The sequence below is a fragment of the Devosia pacifica genome (assembly GCF_014652635.1).
Taxonomy (GTDB): domain Bacteria; phylum Pseudomonadota; class Alphaproteobacteria; order Rhizobiales; family Devosiaceae; genus Devosia; species Devosia pacifica.
On sequence record NZ_BMZE01000002.1, the window covers coordinates 518292 to 534915 of the forward strand.

At 60.9% G+C, this 16624-nt stretch carries 13 protein-coding genes and 1 pseudogene; 13 read left to right on the plus strand and 1 reads right to left on the minus strand.

The window, feature by feature from the left end; all coding sequences use genetic code 11:
- The first annotated feature begins 197 nt into the window (after positions 1 to 197).
- The 6 genes from IE127_RS09670 to IE127_RS09695 all read left to right on the plus strand — a co-directional run bounded on the left by IE127_RS09670 (position 198) and on the right by IE127_RS09695 (position 6433).
- Entirely contained in the window at positions 198 to 1529 is a 1332-nt protein-coding gene (locus IE127_RS09670) for a DUF4214 domain-containing protein (RefSeq protein WP_189425473.1), read from the plus strand.
- A gap of 167 nt (positions 1530 to 1696) precedes the next feature.
- Positions 1697 to 3217 (plus strand): ABC transporter substrate-binding protein, encoded by a 1521-nt coding sequence (locus tag IE127_RS09675; protein WP_244640087.1) that lies wholly within the window; start codon positions 1697 to 1699, stop codon positions 3215 to 3217.
- Positions 3202 to 4212 (plus strand): ABC transporter permease, encoded by a 1011-nt coding sequence (locus IE127_RS09680; RefSeq protein ID WP_189425475.1) that lies wholly within the window; start codon positions 3202 to 3204, stop codon positions 4210 to 4212. The genes IE127_RS09675 and IE127_RS09680 overlap by 16 nt, the downstream gene beginning before the upstream one ends.
- Complete coding sequence (locus IE127_RS09685; RefSeq protein ID WP_189425476.1) at positions 4205 to 5065, plus strand: ABC transporter permease; 861 nt, start codon at positions 4205 to 4207, stop codon at positions 5063 to 5065. The genes IE127_RS09680 and IE127_RS09685 overlap by 8 nt, the downstream gene beginning before the upstream one ends.
- The gene (locus IE127_RS09690; protein ID WP_189425477.1) at positions 5062 to 5856 is read left to right on the plus strand and encodes an ATP-binding cassette domain-containing protein; all 795 of its coding nucleotides are present in this window, start codon (positions 5062 to 5064) and stop codon (positions 5854 to 5856) included. The genes IE127_RS09685 and IE127_RS09690 overlap by 4 nt, the downstream gene beginning before the upstream one ends.
- A complete protein-coding gene (locus IE127_RS09695; protein ID WP_189425478.1) occupies positions 5849 to 6433 on the plus strand; it encodes an ATP-binding cassette domain-containing protein in 585 nt (194 codons plus the stop codon). Before IE127_RS09690 ends, IE127_RS09695 begins: the two co-directional genes overlap by 8 nt.
- Here IE127_RS09695 and IE127_RS09700 read toward each other — a convergent pair whose 3' ends face one another.
- Positions 6434 to 7396, minus strand: a complete 963-nt coding sequence (locus tag IE127_RS09700) for a helix-turn-helix domain-containing protein (RefSeq protein WP_189425479.1) — start codon at positions 7394 to 7396, stop codon at positions 6434 to 6436. It lies immediately after the preceding gene.
- Between the two features lie 193 nt (positions 7397 to 7589).
- Here IE127_RS09700 and IE127_RS09705 point away from each other — a divergent pair, with 193 nt between their 5' ends.
- From IE127_RS09705 to IE127_RS09735, 7 genes and pseudogenes are all read left to right on the plus strand, one after another.
- Positions 7590 to 8594: a tetratricopeptide repeat protein gene (locus IE127_RS09705; RefSeq protein WP_189425480.1), complete on the plus strand. Its 1005-nt coding sequence runs from the start codon at positions 7590 to 7592 to the stop codon at positions 8592 to 8594.
- Between the two features lie 132 nt (positions 8595 to 8726).
- Complete coding sequence (locus IE127_RS09710; protein ID WP_189425481.1) at positions 8727 to 10748, plus strand: beta-galactosidase trimerization domain-containing protein; 2022 nt, start codon at positions 8727 to 8729, stop codon at positions 10746 to 10748.
- A gap of 362 nt (positions 10749 to 11110) precedes the next feature.
- The gene (locus tag IE127_RS09715; RefSeq protein ID WP_189425482.1) at positions 11111 to 12403 is read left to right on the plus strand and encodes an ABC transporter substrate-binding protein; all 1293 of its coding nucleotides are present in this window, start codon (positions 11111 to 11113) and stop codon (positions 12401 to 12403) included.
- 362 nt (positions 12404 to 12765) lie between these two features.
- Positions 12766 to 13629: pseudogene (locus tag IE127_RS09720) on the plus strand (carbohydrate ABC transporter permease); the annotation flags it as partial.
- A gap of 100 nt (positions 13630 to 13729) precedes the next feature.
- Positions 13730 to 14503 carry a carbohydrate ABC transporter permease gene (locus IE127_RS09725; protein WP_244640163.1) on the plus strand — a complete coding sequence of 258 codons (774 nt, stop codon included), beginning with the start codon at positions 13730 to 13732 and terminating at the stop codon, positions 14501 to 14503.
- Positions 14504 to 14505: 2 nt separating this feature from the next.
- Positions 14506 to 15528, plus strand: coding sequence for a Gfo/Idh/MocA family protein (locus IE127_RS09730; protein ID WP_189425485.1), 1023 nt, complete (start codon positions 14506 to 14508; stop codon positions 15526 to 15528).
- Positions 15525 to 16619 (plus strand): Gfo/Idh/MocA family protein, encoded by a 1095-nt coding sequence (locus IE127_RS09735; protein ID WP_189425486.1) that lies wholly within the window; start codon positions 15525 to 15527, stop codon positions 16617 to 16619. Before IE127_RS09730 ends, IE127_RS09735 begins: the two co-directional genes overlap by 4 nt.
- Positions 16620 to 16624 lie beyond the last annotated feature (5 nt).

Sequence of the window (16624 nt, forward strand, 5' to 3'; positions counted from 1 at the left end):
TCGCTAGGGGTCGTCGCGTTGACGCGGCTGATCGGGAATGGCGTGGCTAGCGCCGTCGCATGACGCCTCTATGTCACTGGCATCTTAGCGAAATCGCAAAATGCGCGCGAGTTCAGTAATACGGCGCCCTTGCCGGCCAATTGCGCATTGACCGGTTGCAAAGAATCCGCTCCCATGCCGGAAACAGAGGAAAATGAATGGCTTATGCACCGACGCCCGAGGATGTTGCGGCGCTGACCGGTTACGAACAGACGGATCGGTGGAATGCCGGACATTCTGTCGGTACCGCCAGTGTCGTCACGTTCAGTTTCGCCAGCACTCAGGCGGCGTATGATGCTGAGCCGCGTCCAGGCTTCGCTGCTTTCAGTGAGGCGCACAAGAGCCATGTGCGTCAGGCACTGGACCTGTGGGCACGAGACACCGGGCTGAGTTTTGTCGAGGTTCCCGAAAGTGTTGGCGGCCAGATTCGTTTCGGCATGTTCGACATGACCGGCGAAACCAACGCGACTGGCAAGCAACTCAGTGGCTACGGCTACACCCCGACGCGCGGCGGCAGCGTACCCAGCGAGGGCAATACCGGTATTGGCGGGGACGTTTTTTTGAACGCGGCCTACTATGCTGACGATGCCGCGAGCATCGCGCCAGGGGTTCGCGGTTACTCCATTCTCATCCACGAAGTCGGCCATGCGATCGGCTTCAAGCATCCGTTCAGCGGGACACCGACGATCGATGCGGCGCGAGACAATGGCGATTTCACCATCATGTCCTATGATCGTCCCTGGTCGACGACGGAACTGGGCCCGATCGATCTTGCTGCAGCGCAGCTTTACTACGGCACGGATGCGATTACTGCGTCTTATGATGCCGCCTCCCAACGTGTCCTGATCACTGCGACAGATGCGGCAAACACCCTGCTCGGTACGGAGCTGTCCGACACGATCTCTGCGGGGAGCGGCAATGATGTGATTCTCGCGAGTGCGGGGTCTGACCTTATCGACGGTGGTGACGGGATCGACACTCTTGCGGTGCGTTTGTCGCGCGCCAGCACAAGTATTGAGTCCAGTTCAGGCATTACGGTCGCACTGCAGGGGCATACGACGAGCCTTAACAATGTCGAACGCGTGGCGTTCTCCGATGGCACGCTGGCCTTTGATATCGAGGGCAATGCCGGCCAGGCTTATCGTCTCTATCAGGCAGCGTTCGCGCGGACGCCCGATAATGACGGCCTGAAGTTCTGGGTCGGATGGATGGATGAAGGCGGTGATCTTGGCGAGATGGGCGCCCGTTTCATCGACTCCGCGGAATTCGAAACTCTCTACGCGGGGCTGGATACGACCGAGGCCTTCGTCAATCAGCTTTACAACAACATTCTCGGGCGAGACGGGGAAGCTGAAGGCTTGGCATTTTGGACAGGAGAGATCGAATCGGGGCGGTTCGACCTGGCGCGCGTCCTGGTGGGTTTTTCTGAAAGCCCCGAAAACCTTGCGAAGGTCAGTACCGCAATCGAGGATGGCATCTGGTACGTTTGAGAGGGTGGACTTCTCAAGTCGAGTAAGAGGTTTTACCCTAGACATCATACTTCTTGCCGCCTAGCGTGAGCCCCCAGCAGGTTCATCGACGTTTACGGCTTTTGGGGAATATGATGGCAACCAAACAGTGGGGCGGCGTAGCGGCCGCTTTTTTTGCGACGTGCAGCATGTTGGTTGCTTCCGATGCGGTGGCGAAATCCGAGCTCGTACTGGCGGTCGGCGGTGAGCCCGAAACGGGATATGACCCCTTGCTGGGATGGGGGCGCTACGGGCATCCGCTGTTCCAGTCCACGCTTTTAAAGCGCGGGCCGGATCTCGAGACGGTGCCGGACCTTGCGGCCGACTGGTCTCTCTCGAGCGACCGACTCACCTGGACGATTACCATTCGGCCCGGGGTGACGTTCTCCGATGGGTCGGCGCTCACGGCGGATGATGTCGCTTTTACCTTCAACCGGGCGGCTGAAACGGCCGGCGCGCGCGACCTCTCAGCGATGGTGGATGCAACCGCGATCGACGCAGAGACTGTCGAGATTACGTTGAAGCGGCCGTGGATCACGTTCAGCGAAACCTTCTATTCGCTCGGGATCGTGCCCTCCGACAGGTACGGCCCGGACTATGCGCGTCAGCCGACCGGTTCGGGACCCTACACGCTTGTCTCGTGGACCGAAGGCGAACAGCTTATCGTCGAAGCCAATCCCGGCTACTATGGGGAGCATCCACAGTTCGAGCGCCTAACGTTCCTGTTTACCAGCGAAGACACCAGCCTTGCCGCAGCGCTGGCCGGGCAGGTCGATGTGGTTTCTGTACCGGCACCCATGGCGGATCTGGAGCCCGCCGGGTTCAAGACCATCGTTGCAACGTCGGTCGATAATCGTGGCATCACCTTTCCCATGCGCGAGCCGGGTGAAACCAACGCCGAGGGCGAGCCCGTTGGCAATGCTGTGACCTCCGACATCGCAATCCGGCGTGCCATCAACCTGGCAATCGATCGCGAGGAGCTTGTGGCGGTCGCGCTGCTCGGTCATGGCCGGCCAGCATATGGGCCCGCAGACGGGCTGCCGTGGTCGGCGCCCGATGCGTCACTCGCACAGGATCTCGGCGCCGGGCGCGAGATGCTTGATGCGGCGGGGTGGCGCGAAGGCCCGGACGGTGTACGCGTTCGCGATGATGTGCGGGCGGCAATGAACCTTAATTATCCCGCATCCGACCTGACACGCCAGGCGCTGGCCGTCACTACTGCGCAGCAATTGGAGGCGATCGGCCTTGATGTCACGGCTAAGGGTTTGAGCTGGGACCGGATCGAGCGCGTGATGCACTCCGAGCCAGTCTTGTTCGGCTGGGGCAGCCACAGCCCGGAGGAGGTCTATAGCCTCTATCAATCCGATTGGGGCGGGGTCGACTACTACAACCCAGGGTACTTCTCGAATCCGGCGGTGGACGAGTATTTCGCTGAAGCGCAGGCGGCGGTCAGTCTCGAAGCGTCCTATCCTTACTGGCAGGCGGCTGAGTGGGATGGCGACACCGGGTTTGGCGCGAAGGGCGACGCCGGGTGGGCGTGGCTGGTCAATCTCGACCATGTGTATTTTGTCAATGAATGTCTCGATCTTGGGCCGTTGCAGACGGAGCCGCATGGCCATGGCTGGCCGGTCACGGCGATGATCGAGCAGTGGCAATGGACCTGCGAGTAGGAGCGGTGAGCCGGTTAGCGGGACGGACGCTGCGGCTTATTGTGGTGCTCGCCGTCGTGGCGGTGGTGGCGTTCGCGCTAGCGAAGCTTTCGCCCATCGATCCGGTTGATGCTTACCTCGGGGCGGACATTGCGCGGGTCGGGCCGGAGCAGCGTGCGCTCATTGCCGAGCGCTGGGGTTTGGATCAACCCCCATCGGTGCAGTTTTTCTCTTGGCTCCAGAGCCTTGCGCAGGGCGAACTGGGATACTCGATGATCTACAACGCGCCTGTGGCGGAGGTCATCGCCGAGCGGTTCTGGATCTCGTTGCCGCTCGTCGGCACGGCATGGCTGCTGTCTGGCATTTTCGGCTTTGTGCTCGGCCTTGCCGCCGGGGCAAATGCGGGCGGGTGGGCCGATCGAGTGATCAGACTCTATGCCTATGTCCTCGCCTCGGCGCCGAGCTTTTGGGTCGCAATCGTGTTGCTGATGGTATTCGCCGTCGGGCTCGGCTGGGCACCGGTTTGCTGTGCCGGTCCGATCGGCGTCGTGCCTGAGGCGGTGACTATATGGGATCGGCTCTCGCACCTGGCACTGCCGCTGATAACGCTGAGCATTCTCGGGATCTCGCAAATCGCGCTCCATACCCGCGCCAAGATGGCCGAGATCATGCAATCGGACGCGGTTCTGTATGCCCGCGCGCAAGGCGCCGGAACATTGGATATTGCCTGGCGGCATGGTGCGCGCAATGCCGCCCTGCCGGCGGTGACGGTGCTTTTCGCTTCGCTCGGGGAGCTGTTTGGCGGTTCGGTTCTGGCCGAGCAGGTCTTTGCCTATCCGGGGCTCGGACGCGCCGTGGTCGAAGCGGGTCTGCGCGGAGACGTGCCGCTGCTCCTGGCGGCAACGCTGGTGCTGACGCTATTTGTGTGTATCGGCAATATGATCGCTGACAGTCTCTATGCCATCGTCGATCCAAGACTGCGCAGGCCTCGACCATCAAGGGTCGGCCATGGCTGAACTCAGTGGCACTATTGACGATGTGCTGCAGCCGCGTTTCGGCAATCGCGCGCTGACGCTGGTCGTTGCAGCAGCAGCGTTTCTGGTCATCCTTGCGTTGCCGATCGCGGCTAGTGTGCTCGGCGAAACCGGCATGCGCGGTGATTTTGCCAACCGACTGCAGGCACCGACGTTTGCGCACTGGTTCGGCACCGATGCCATGGGCCAGGACATGCTGGCGCGCACCATCCATGGCCTCACCACCAGCCTTTGGGTTGGACTTGCGGCTTCGCTGATTTCGGCGTTTGTCGCCACTGTTCTGGCAATGCTTGCGGCGGCGGGCGGGCGCGTTGGTGATACTATCGTATCGGTGCTCATCGACGCGACAATGGGCTTGCCGCATATCGTCTTGCTGATCCTGATCTGCTTTGCCCTTGGCGGCGGTCCGCATGCGGTGATGCTGGCGGTGGCGCTGACGCATTGGCCACGCCTGGCGCGCATCCTGCGCGCGGAAATGCTGCAGGTGCGAAACGCTGACTACGTTATTGCGGCCCGCCATTTCGGCCGCTCTGCGTGGCAAATCGCCTATGGGCATGTCATCCCGCACCTGCTGCCACAGATCCTTGTCGGAACGGTTCTGATGTTCCCGCATGCGATTTTGCACGAGGCGAGCCTGACCTTTCTGGGGTTCGGGCTCGAGCCGTCGCGCCCGGCCATCGGCTTGCTGCTCGCGGATTCGATGCGCTACCTGACCGCCGGACAGTGGTGGCTCGGCCTGTTTCCGGGCCTCAGCCTGCTGGCGCTGGTCCTGTGTTTCGATGCGCTCGGCAATGGACTGCGCACCATTCTTGATCCACGCGGGGCGCAGCTATGAGCCTTCTGCAGATTGAAAACCTCTGCCTTTCGTTCCGGCACTATCGGGGCCTGGTGCACGAGGCTCAGACAAGTGTGCTGCGCGGCATCGGATTTGATGTCGATCGCGGCGAGGTGCTGGCGGTGATCGGTGGATCGGGGGCGGGCAAGAGCCTTGTCGCGCAGGCACTGTTTGGTGTCTTGCCGGGTAATGCACTCGTTTCGGGCATCATGCGGTTCGAGGGGGTGCTGATCGACAAAACGACGCGGCCGCGCCTTTTGGGCCGGCGCATGGCTTTGCTACCGCAATCCTCAAGCCACCTCGACCCGATGGCGAACTGTTCCAGCCAGTTGCGCTGGGCGGCGCGGCGCGGCGGTCGCACCATCCGCAAAGCAGATGCGCAGGCGGCATTCTTGCGGTTCGGTCTACCGGCCAGTGTCGGCAAAGCCTTTCCGCACGAGCTTTCGGGCGGCATGGCGCGCCGTGTGATGATGGCGATCGCAACGATCACCGAGCCGGACCTGCTGGTTGCGGACGAGCCCACGGCGGGGCTCGACGCCGGCAATGCCGAAACCATTCTCAGCCAGCTTCGCGCGGCAGCCGACGCCGGTGGCGGCGTGATCTTGATCACCCATTCGCTGCCGGAAGCGCTGAAATTTGCCGACCGCGTGGTGATGATCGAGAACGGCCAGCTCGTCGGCACTGAGGCTGCAGCGGATTTTACCGGTTCCGGCGCCTCACTGCGATCCCACTATGGGCAAGCGCTCTGGCAGGCATTGCCGCAGAACGCGTTCGGGGCCGCCAATGCTTGAGGGCCGTGATTTGAGCTTCGGCTATGCCGGCACGAGCCTTTTCGAGCAGCTCAGCCTCGCGGTGCCGCCGAGAACTATCGTCGGCCTGACCGGGAGATCCGGGCGGGGGAAATCGAGCCTAGGGCGCATCCTTGCTGGGCATCTCCGCCCGAGCAGCGGCACGGTCGTCATCGATGGCCAGCCTCGCAAGTGCGGAGCGCTCGATTCGGTGCAATACCTGCATCAAACGCCGATCTTCGCCTTCAATCCGCGCTGGCGCATCGAGCGCATTCTCTCGGAGGCCTGGCCGTGTGATGCCGATACGCGACGAAGTCTCGAGATACCGGATGCGCTGTTGCGCCGGTATCCGCACGAACTGTCTGGCGGCGAACTGCAGCGCGTGGCGGTACTGCGTGCGCTGGCGCCTGGCGTGCGATATCTCATTGCGGACGAGATCACGGCGGCGCTTGATCCGATCACCCAGGCGCGACTATGGCGGGTGCTTCAGGAGCGTGTGGCTGATGGGCTCGGCATCCTCGCCATCAGCCATGACCGGGCCTTGCTGCAGCGCATTGCGGGCACTGTCAGAGCGCTATAGTCACAGGCTCTGGAGCCAGGCGGCAAAGCTCTGCTCAGTGTGCGGTGAAGCATGAGGCTGTGTGCCGCGTGAAGCCAGCCGTGCCGCGGCACGCAGATCGCGCGGCGTGATGCCGAACCGCTGGCGGAATGCGCGCGAGAACGCCGACTCGCTTGAAAAGCAAAGCGTGTGGGCGATATCCGAAATCAGCCGGTTTTGCTGCGCATCGTTCAAGAGCCGATAACTCAGTTCAAGCCGCCGCTCGAGAATGTGCGCTGCGACACCTCCAGTCGGCTCGAACAGCCGGTATAGCGCCGATCGTGACATGCCAAGCCGTTCGCAGATAAAGCCGGGTGCCAGTCTCGGTTCGCTGAGGTTTTGCCGCACGAAGTCGAGGACCCGCTGGCGGGCCGCGGCGGCAAGCGCTGTCCGTGCGCGGTCAAGCGCGGGTGCTTTGGAGCGAAGCGTTGCCGACATCAGGTCGAGCATGGCCTTGGCGGCCGCTTCCGCCTGGTCGTGGCGCAAACCTGCGGCGTTGCGGGACAATGCCAAGATACATTCCTTGAGCAGGGTGGCTCCGGGATCATCGGGGGCCGTGGCGTGCAGGGTTTCTGCATCCGGCACCGCATCCAGCACGATGTCGCGCGGCATGATCAGCGAGACGTTGTGCGCCGAAATCGGCTCGAATGTTTCGAGCGCCTGGCCGAAATCAACGATATTGAGGGTGCTGGACCCACCCCGATCATCGACGCGCAGCATGAAGTGATCCAGCATGTCAGCGCGCACTTTGGGTTTACGCCGGGCGAAGTGAAAGGCGCTGGTACGCATGTCGCTGATGATCATGCGCTCGAGATGGGTGCTTTTGACCGCGATTTCGAACGGCACTTCTTCTGCAAAGCTGGTTTCGAACATCACGCCGACGCGCCGGCTCCAGAATTCCGGATCGTTAGACGTGAGAAGGCGGTTCGGCAGCGACGCTGTCATGAAGTGTCCGGAAGGCAGGGGTTATTGCCATGCCGGATGCTGCCCGAACCCAAAGGGTTCGACAAGCGCCAATTGGCTGGCGCCCGGCAGTCATCGGGACGCCATGTCAAAATATGACGCGTTGATCGGGATGCCTTGGCTAACGCGACTGATGCAGAGGTCTTATTCTGTCGCAACTGACGGGAGATGACCAATGCGCCTTGCTGCACACCTGCGCCTTGCCGGATCGATCGGGGCAATTCTGGCGATGAGCGTGAGCCTCGAGGCAAGCGAGAGTGCAGACGCCTGCGCGCGCCTTGCCGCCAATCCATTCCAGCCGGGGTACGAAGATATCGGAAAGGATCAGGCCGATATCGACTACGATAAAGCGCTCGATGTCTGTCGCGCCGCAGCGGAGGCGGAGCCCGACAATATGCTGGTTCAGGGCTGGCTGGCGCGAATTGCGTATCTGACAGAGGATTTCGATGTTGCCGAGCGTCATGCGGAACGCGCAGCGCAGGCCGGCAATGCGATGGCGCAACAGATACTCGGCGACATGCTCATCCGCGGCGTTACGGGAGAGCCGGATTTCGAGCGGGCGATTCCGCTGCTCGAAGCGTCGGCGCAAAGTGGCTATGCCCTGGGCCAATATAGCCTCGGGCTCAGCTATGTGTGGGGGGAAGGCGTCGAGCAGGATGCGGAGCGGGCCGCAGAGCTCTTCGAGGCTTCGGCCGAACAAGGATTCGCCGGTGCCATGCGCGATCTCGGCGCACTCTATTACAATGGCAACGGGGTCGAAGAGGACTACGAACGCGCCAGATCGCTTTTCGAGCAGGCGGTGGCCGGCGGCAATGCCGAAGCGCTGGTCGACCTCGGCAATCTCTATCTTGATGGCCTTGGGGTCGAGGCAGACGCCGAGAAGGCACTTGAGTATTATCAAGACGCTGATCAACAGGGCGCTTTCTTTGCGCCGGCGTCAGTGGCCTATGTGCAGATCGATCCGTCCTACGGCCTCGTCGATCTTGCCAGCGCCGAGGAGCATGCACAACGCGCCGTTGCGATAGGGGACAGCTACGGCCATGTGTTGCTTGGGCGCATTGACGAGGTGGGTCTCGATGGCGAGCCCGATCTCGATGCTGCGCGTCAACACTATCAAGCGGGTGACGAGGCCGGTGAGACCGAAGCCACAGAGGCGCTTGAGCGTCTCGAGGCAAACTAGCGCGTAGACCAGCGCAATGCTCTAAGTCTTGCACTTGACGCGGAGGCGACAATGCATAGGCTGCCGATACTGGTCAGGCCATCTGACCAACTTCGGAGGAGAGCATGACACAATTCATCGGGGCGCCGCGCCATGGCTGAACGTACCAACAGCCCGTTGCGCTATCGCCAGATCCATCTCGACTTTCATACGTCAGAGCACATACCCGGGATCGGCGCGCAGTTTGACGCGAAAGACTTCGTCGAGACCTTCAAGCGGGCGCATGTCGATTCCGTAACGATCTTCGCCAAATGCCACCACGGCTGGTCCTACTACCCGACAAAAGTGGGAGAGCCGCATCCGCAGCTGGCGCGCCCGGACCTGATGGGTGAAATGGTCGAGGCGCTGAACGCGGCCGACATCCAGTGCCCGATCTACATCTCAGTGCAGTGGGACGAACGCAATGCGCGGATCAACCCGCAATGGCGGGTGCGTGGCGCTACCAAGGATTTTGATCCGGACCAGTTGACGGCGGGCTGGCACACGCTGTGCCTCAACCATAAGGCCTATCGCGACGAATTGCTGGAGCAGGCGCGCGAGGTTGCCCGCAACTACGATACGCCCGGCCTGTTCTTCGACATCATCCTGACGCCGGATTGCGTGTGCGCGGAATGCCTCAAGACCATGGATGAGCAGGGTCTTGATCCCGCAAATCCGGTGGATCGGCTGAAAAAGGACGAGTGGGTCAACGAGCGTTTCCGCAAGGAGATGTCGGAAGCGCTGCGCGCGGAATTCCCGGGCCTCAGGATCTTCTACAATTGCGGGCATATCCATAAGCAGGGACCGGAGCGCTTCGCCAGCTACAGTCATTTGGAGCTTGAAAGCCTGCCGACTGGGGGCTGGGGCTATGACCATTTCCCTTCAAGCGCACGCTATGCCGCACCGCTCGGCTTCGACTTTCTCGGGCAGACGGGCAAGTTTCACACCAGCTGGGGTGAGTTTGGCGGCTTCAAGCACCCGCACGCCCTGAAATACGAGACGGCGCAGATGATCGCGCTCGGTGCGAAATGCCTGGTGGGAGATCAGCTGCATCCGAACGGTGCGATCAACCACGATACGTATGCCTCGATCGCGTCAGCCTACGAGCATGTCGAGGCGCTGGAGCCATTCGCGGAGGGCGCGCGTCAGGTATCGGAGATTGCGGTACTCAGCGCAGAACATTTTCACCCCGTGGGTGCGCGCAACAACCATAGCGACGATGGCGCCGTTCAGATGCTGCTCGAGCTCAAGCGGACGTTCGACGTGATCGACAGCTCCGCTGACTTCGGTGCTTATCCTCTGATCATCCTGCCGGACAGCATCGCGGTGGATTCGGCGCTGGCCGAACGGTTGAATGCCTATGTCGGGGCCGGCGGCAAGCTGATCCTGTCAGGCCGGTCAGGTCTCAACAGCGCAGGCGAGTTTGCCGTTGATGCCGGGGTGCGCCTCGCGGCCGACGATGTTGGATTTGAGCCGTTCTACGTTGCGGCGAAAAAAGCTCTCGATGAGGACATGCCACAATCCCCTTTTGTGGTTTATGGGCGGGCGATGGGAATTGAGCCCTTGGGTGCCGAGGTGCTGGGCGATATCCGCCAGCCCTATTTCAACCGGAGCTATAAACACTTCTCATCGCACCAGCACGCACCGGACGATCCGGAAGCCGCCCCCCTGGGCGCGGCGGTAACGGCAACGGACCGAGTTGGCTACATCGCCTTCCCGATCTTCGAGATCTACCATGCGATGGGCCAGCCGCTTTACAAATATGTCCTACGCGGCTTGCTGCAGCGGCTACTGCCCGAGGCGCTGATCACCTCTGATCTGCCGTCCTCGGGGCGGGCGACACTGACGGAACAAAGCTCGCAGAACCGGCACGTGCTGCACCTGCTCTATGGCCCGCCTCAGGTGCGGGGCAAGTCGGTTCCGACTGCGGATGGCGAGCGCTTGATGGAGATGATCGAGGATATCCCGGCGCTTGGTCCGATCAGTGCCTCGGTCAAACTGCCGCGTGCACCGGTTCGCGTCTATGAGGCTGTCTCTGGCGAGGAGCTGGCCTGGGCGCAGACCGGTGATGGCCGCTTTTCGGTGGACCTGCCGGGGCTGCATATCCATGCCGCCGTGGTGTTCGAGAACAGTTGATCCAAATGTTCGGCCCGGCATTGGTCGGGCCGAACTCCCTGATAACTCAAGGAAATTCTACGTTCACCGGGTTGTGCAAATGAGCGCAATTTTCCCGTTTGCAATCGAAATCATGTCTGCTAGAACTTCCATACAAGTCGGAGGCGGTCCGTAGAGAATGGCCTTTGCGCTTGTAACCATTCGGTTCGGTACACGCTTGTGGCCTTTCGGCTAAGGGGATCAAAGCCTCTCAGAACGCGGAAGTTGACAAGCAGTTGAAGTTTGGCGAAGTTCGTAACCGGTTGGTGAGTTAGCGCTGGGAGTGCTGCTAGCTCGAGGTGTCCGCAAATGCGGATACCCGGCCTTATTATTGGGAGGACATGATGACCCTACGTTTGAATCGACGCCGTTTCCTTATGGGAAGCTCGGCGCTCATGGCTGCCGGTGCAGTAGGTCTGCGCCCGGTTCTCGCTCAGGATGGCCGTATCCGCTTGCTCTTCTGGGGTGGGCAGGATCGGGCCGACCGCACTTACGGTGTGTCGGACCTATTCGAAAGCCAGACCGGTGCCGCGGTTGACGGCGAATTTCTCGGCTGGGGCGATTACTGGACCAAGCTCGGCACGCAGACTGCGGGCGGCAACGCGCCCGATGTGATGCAGATGGACTATCGTTATATCGTCGAGTACGCGACCCGCGGTGCGATCGCTCCGCTCGACGAGTTTGTCGGCGAAGTTCTCGAGCTCGCAGATTTCGACGCTGACCAGATCGAAGGCGGTCGCGTCAACGACCAGCTTTACGGCATCAGCCTTGGTGCCAACTCGGTTGCCATGCTCAACAACCTTTCTGCCTTCGAGCAGGTCGGGATCGATCCGCCGGATCGTAACACGACCTATGCCGACTGGCGCGAAATGGGCGAGGCCTTCAATAGCTCCGATATTGGCATGAAGGCGCTCTCCGATGGTTCCGGTGTCGAGCCGATGCTCGACAACTGGCTGCGTCAGCAGGGCCTGATGCTCTATACCGCTGATGGCGAACTTGGCTTTGGTGAAGACGAGGCCGTCGAGTGGTTCCGCATGTGGCAGGAGTTGCGCGAGGCTGACATCATCGTGAGTGCCGAACAGCAGGCGCTCGACACGGGCGGTGGTCTTGAAGCAACCATGGTGGTTCAGAAGCTCTCGGCGTCGATGCCGTCGAACTCGAACCAGCTGGTCGCCTATCAGTCGCTGATGGAAGATGATCTTTCGATCTCGAGCTATCCGCGCATTGAACCGGGTTCTGGCGGTGGTCACTACCGCAAGCCGTCGATGTTCTTCTCGGTCGCTGGCAGCTCGTCAGCCAAGGAAACCGCGGCTCGCTTCGTCAACTTCTTCGTCAATGACGTCGAAGCTGCCGAAATCCTTGGGGTTGAGCGCGGCATTCCGTGCGCTGAACACGTTCGTGAAGCTCTTGCTCCGCAGCTCGACGAGAAGAGCCGTATCGCTCTTGAGTTCGTTGCCAATCTCGACGACCTGCTTGGGCCGCTGCCGCCGCCGCCACCACCGGCTGCGGGTGAAATCGACTCCTCGCTTCTGCGCACGATCAGCCAGGAAATCGCTTTCGGCGCCCGTTCGCCGGAAGATGGTGGTCGCGCCTTTGTCGAAGGTGCTCGCGATATCCTGTCGCGCGCTTCCTCGTAAGCTTTGGGGAGTGCGCCCGATGGGCGCACTCCCACTTCTCAAGGTTTCCTGCACCGAGAGGGCAGGTACCGGCTCTGCGATATTTCGCAGAGCGAACCGGGGCAGACCGCGCCGTGCCTGGGGGTAGTCCTCTGAGCCGGCTCGTCTGTGTCACATTGATCCAGGCAACCGCCCGGATCGTCTTCCCGGGGCTGTGCTGCTCCGGTGATGATCGGTGAAACAGGATTGCCTGTCGTTACTTGCGGCATGGCCAAATCCACAGCAGGACGCATATCATGACCGCGAGTTCGCTTGAGTCCGGTTCCAGAGGAGCCGGGAACAAGGTAGGCACACGCAACGTCCTTGCCAAAATCTGGCAACAGGATGGTCCAGGCTACATGTTCCTGTTGCCCTGGCTGATTGGCTTTTTCGGTCTCACCGTCGGTCCGATGGTCACGTCGCTCTACCTATCCTTCACGGATTTCGACCTGCTGACCGACCCCAACTGGGTCGGAGCGTCAAACTATGTCCGTATGTTCACGGCCGATCCGAAGTTCGCTGCAGCGATGCGCGTCACGTTCTTCTTCGTGATCTTTTCAGTGCCATTGAAGCTCGCATTCGCGCTCCTCGTCGCGATGCTGCTCAATCGCGGCCTGCGCGGGCTGCCGCTATATCGCGCGATCTTTTATCTGCCATCCTTGCTCGGCACGAGCGTGGCGATCGCCATTCTGTGGCGCCAGCTTTTTGCCGGTGATGGCCTCGTCAATCAGTTCCTCGCCAATTTCGGCATCGATGGCCCGAGCTGGATTTCCAATCCGCGCTATTCGCTGTGGACGCTGATCGTTTTGTCGGTCTGGCAGTTCGGCTCACCGATGATCATCTTCCTCGCAGGTCTGCGTCAGATTCCACAGGACATGTACGAGGCCGCCAGCCTCGACGGCGCCTCCAAGTTCCGCCAGTTCTACAAGATTACTCTGCCGTTGCTGACGCCGGTGGTGTTCTTCAACGCAATCGTGCAGACCATCGAGGCGTTCAAGAGCTTTACCCCCGCGTTCGTCATTTCGGGCGGCACCGGAGCGCCGATCAATTCGACGCTGTTCTATACGCTCTACCTCTACCAGGAGGCCTTCGGCTTCTTCCGTATGGGCTACGCCTCGGCCCTGGCCTGGTTCCTTCTGGCGATGATCGCCGCCTTCACGGCCTTCTCGTTCCTCACCTCCAAGTATTGGGTGCACTATGACGACTGAAGCCCACAACCTCACCGTCGTAGGCACCGAATCCTCGAAGAGCCGTCGGCGCATCATCTCGATCGTGTCGCATGTCATTCTTGTCGGCGCGTCGATCCTGATGCTCTACCCGCTGCTATGGATGCTGGCGTCGACATTCCGGCCGGAAAACGAGATCTTCACATCCTCGAGCCTTTGGCCGTCATCGTTCAGCATCGATTCCTATATTCGCGGCTGGAACGGCTTGCGGGTAAGCTTTGGCACGTTCTTTCTGAACTCGTTCATCATCTCGATCGTGAGCGTGATCGGCAATGTCTTCGCTTGCTCGCTGGCGGCCTACGCCTTTGCACGCCTTGAATTCCGCGGCCGCAAGTTCTGGTTCGCACTGATGCTGATGACGCTGATGCTGCCGTATCACGTCACCCTCATCCCGCAATATGTGCTGTTCCTGCAGCTTGGTTGGGTCGATACCTTCCTGCCGCTGCTGGTGCCGAAATTCCTTGCGGTCGATGCGTTCTTCATCTTCCTCATGGTGCAGTTCTTCCGCGGCATTCCGCGTGAACTCGACGAGGCTGCGATGATGGACGGCTGCAGCGCCTGGCGGATCTACTACAAGGTCATGCTGCCGCTCAGCATGCCGGTTCTTGCCACGGCCGCCATCTTCACGTTCCTTTGGACATGGGACGACTTCCTCGGCCCGTTGATCTACCTGAACGACATGCGCAGCTACACCGTGCAGCTTGGTCTGCGGACCTTCGTGGACAGCACCGGTGAATCCGATTTCGGCGGCATGCTAGCCATGTCGGTGCTGACGATCGTGCCGGTGTTCGTGTTCTTCCTGTTCTTCCAGCGCCTGTTGATTGAAGGCATCGCCACTACAGGCATGAAACGGTAGTTATGACTGATATCAAATTTGCCGTTATCGGCATCAATCACGGCCACATATACGGTCAGGTCGAGTGCCTGAAACGCGCCGGCGCAGAGTTCGTCGCCTTCTTCGCGGAAGAGGATGATCTGGCGGCAGACTTCGGGGCAAAGTTCACCGAAGCGCGTCGGGTCACCGACCGCCGCGAAATCCTGGAAGACGAGACGATCGCAATCGTCGCGACTGCAGCGATCCCGGCCGATCGAGCCGAAATCTCGATCGCCGCGATGCGGCACGGCAAGGATGTGCTGTCCGACAAGCCGGGCATGACGACTTTCGCTCAGCTCGACGAGATCGAGGCCGTTCAAAAAGAGACCGGACGGATATACTCGGTTCTGTACTCGGAACATTTCGAGACGCGCTGCACGGTCAAGGCCGGTGAACTGATTGCGCAGGGCGCGATTGGCGAGGTGATCCAGACCGTCGGGCTCGGACCGCACTCAATCAGCAATGGCAAGCGTCCGAACTGGTTTTTCGAGCGCAACCGCTATGGTGGCATTCTTTGCGATATCGCCAGCCATCAGTTCGAGCAGTTCCTGTTTTTTTCGAACACACTCGATGCCGAGGTGATCTCGGCGAGTGTCGCAAACCGAGCCCATCCACAGCACCCCGGGCTGCAGGATGTCGGTGACGTCCATCTCAAGACACCGCGCACGACGGGGTATGTCCGGGTAGATTGGTTCACCCCGAAAGGGCTGCCGACCTGGGGTGATGGCCGCCTGACGATCCTCGGCACCGAAGGCTATATAGAGCTGCGCAAGTACATCGATATCACCGGGCGCGAGGGCAAGGATCATTTGTTCATCGTTGATGGCGAGGGCACGCGATACATCGATTGCTCGGATGTTGCGCTGCCGTTCGGGGATCAGTTCCTAGCCGATGTGCGCGACCGCACCGAAACCGCGATGCCGCAGCAGCGCTGCTTCAATGCCATGCGGCTGGCGCTCAAGGCTCAGCAACTGGCTGAAGAGACCTCCGAGTGGACCGGCAAATGAGTTCCGATATCAAGACCGTCGCCGTTGTTGGCTGCGGCATCGGGCGCAGCCATATCGTCGAGGGCTATCTGCCCAATGCCGACCGCTACAAGGTGGTGGCGTTGTGCGATCTCAACATTGAGCGCATGAATACGCTCGGTGAGGAATTCGGCATCGAGCGCCGATTGACCGACCTTAACGATGTGCTGGCGATGGACGACATCGACATCATCGATGTGTGCACGCCGCCGGGTGTGCACTACGAGCAGGTGATGGCGGCGCTGCAGGCCGGCAAGCACGTTGTGTGCGAGAAGCCGCTGGTCGGTTCGTTGCGCGAAGTCGATGAAGTGATCGAGCAGGAAAAGGTCTCCCGCGGCAAGCTGATGCCGATCTTCCAGTACCGGTTCGGCGACGGCATCGAGCAGGTCAAGGCGATCATCGACGCCGGGCTTGCGGGCAAGCCCTATATCGGCACGGTCGAGACGCTGTGGCGGCGCGAGAAAAAGTATTACGAAGTGCCGTGGCGCGGCAAATGGGCGACTGAGCTTGGCGGCGTGCTGATGGCTCACGCCATTCACCCGCATGATATCTTCACCTATCTGATGGGCGACATCAGCCGTTTGTTCGGGCGTACCACAACGCGGGTCAACGACATCGAGGTTGAAGACTGCGTCAGCGCCAGCATCGAGCTGCAAAGCGGCGCCGTGGGTTCGCTGACGGCGACCCTTGGCTCTGCCGACGAGATTACCCGCATTCGCCTGGCGTTCGAGAACGTCACGTTCGAAAGCGATCACGCACCATACAATCCGGGCAACAAGCCCTGGACCATCCTGCCACGCAACGATGCGACGCAGGACGCAATCCGCGATCTGTTGCAAGACTGGACACATGTGCCGCCGCGTTTCACCACGCAGATGGCCAGATTTCACGACGCTCTGACCGGCAAGGCAGATTTGCCGGTGACGAGCGCTGACTCGCGTCGGTCGCTTGAGATCGTCACAGCATTTTATCACTCCTCGGCGACCCGCGAGGATGTCGACCTGCCGATAGGCGCCGATCATCCCCGCTACAAGAGCTGGATCCCGGCCGAGTTTGAGACTGTAAGGAACTGAGGAAA

Excerpts from the sequence above, each read along its gene's own strand:
- IE127_RS09670 (WP_189425473.1), top strand. The coding sequence starts at position 198 with ATGGCTTATGCACCGACGCCCGAGGATGTTGCGGCGCTGACCGGTTAC.
- IE127_RS09675 (WP_244640087.1), top strand. The coding sequence starts at position 1,697 with ATGTTGGTTGCTTCCGATGCGGTGGCGAAATCCGAGCTCGTACTGGCG.
- IE127_RS09680 (WP_189425475.1), top strand. The coding sequence starts at position 3,202 with ATGGACCTGCGAGTAGGAGCGGTGAGCCGGTTAGCGGGACGGACGCTG.
- IE127_RS09685 (WP_189425476.1), top strand. The coding sequence starts at position 4,205 with ATGGCTGAACTCAGTGGCACTATTGACGATGTGCTGCAGCCGCGTTTC.
- IE127_RS09690 (WP_189425477.1), top strand. The coding sequence starts at position 5,062 with ATGAGCCTTCTGCAGATTGAAAACCTCTGCCTTTCGTTCCGGCACTAT.
- IE127_RS09695 (WP_189425478.1), top strand. The coding sequence starts at position 5,849 with ATGCTTGAGGGCCGTGATTTGAGCTTCGGCTATGCCGGCACGAGCCTT.
- IE127_RS09700 (WP_189425479.1), bottom strand. The coding sequence starts at position 7,396 with ATGACAGCGTCGCTGCCGAACCGCCTTCTCACGTCTAACGATCCGGAA.
- IE127_RS09705 (WP_189425480.1), top strand. The coding sequence starts at position 7,590 with ATGCGCCTTGCTGCACACCTGCGCCTTGCCGGATCGATCGGGGCAATT.
- IE127_RS09710 (WP_189425481.1), top strand. The coding sequence starts at position 8,727 with ATGGCTGAACGTACCAACAGCCCGTTGCGCTATCGCCAGATCCATCTC.
- IE127_RS09715 (WP_189425482.1), top strand. The coding sequence starts at position 11,111 with ATGACCCTACGTTTGAATCGACGCCGTTTCCTTATGGGAAGCTCGGCG.
- IE127_RS09725 (WP_244640163.1), top strand. The coding sequence starts at position 13,730 with ATGCTCTACCCGCTGCTATGGATGCTGGCGTCGACATTCCGGCCGGAA.
- IE127_RS09730 (WP_189425485.1), top strand. The coding sequence starts at position 14,506 with ATGACTGATATCAAATTTGCCGTTATCGGCATCAATCACGGCCACATA.
- IE127_RS09735 (WP_189425486.1), top strand. The coding sequence starts at position 15,525 with ATGAGTTCCGATATCAAGACCGTCGCCGTTGTTGGCTGCGGCATCGGG.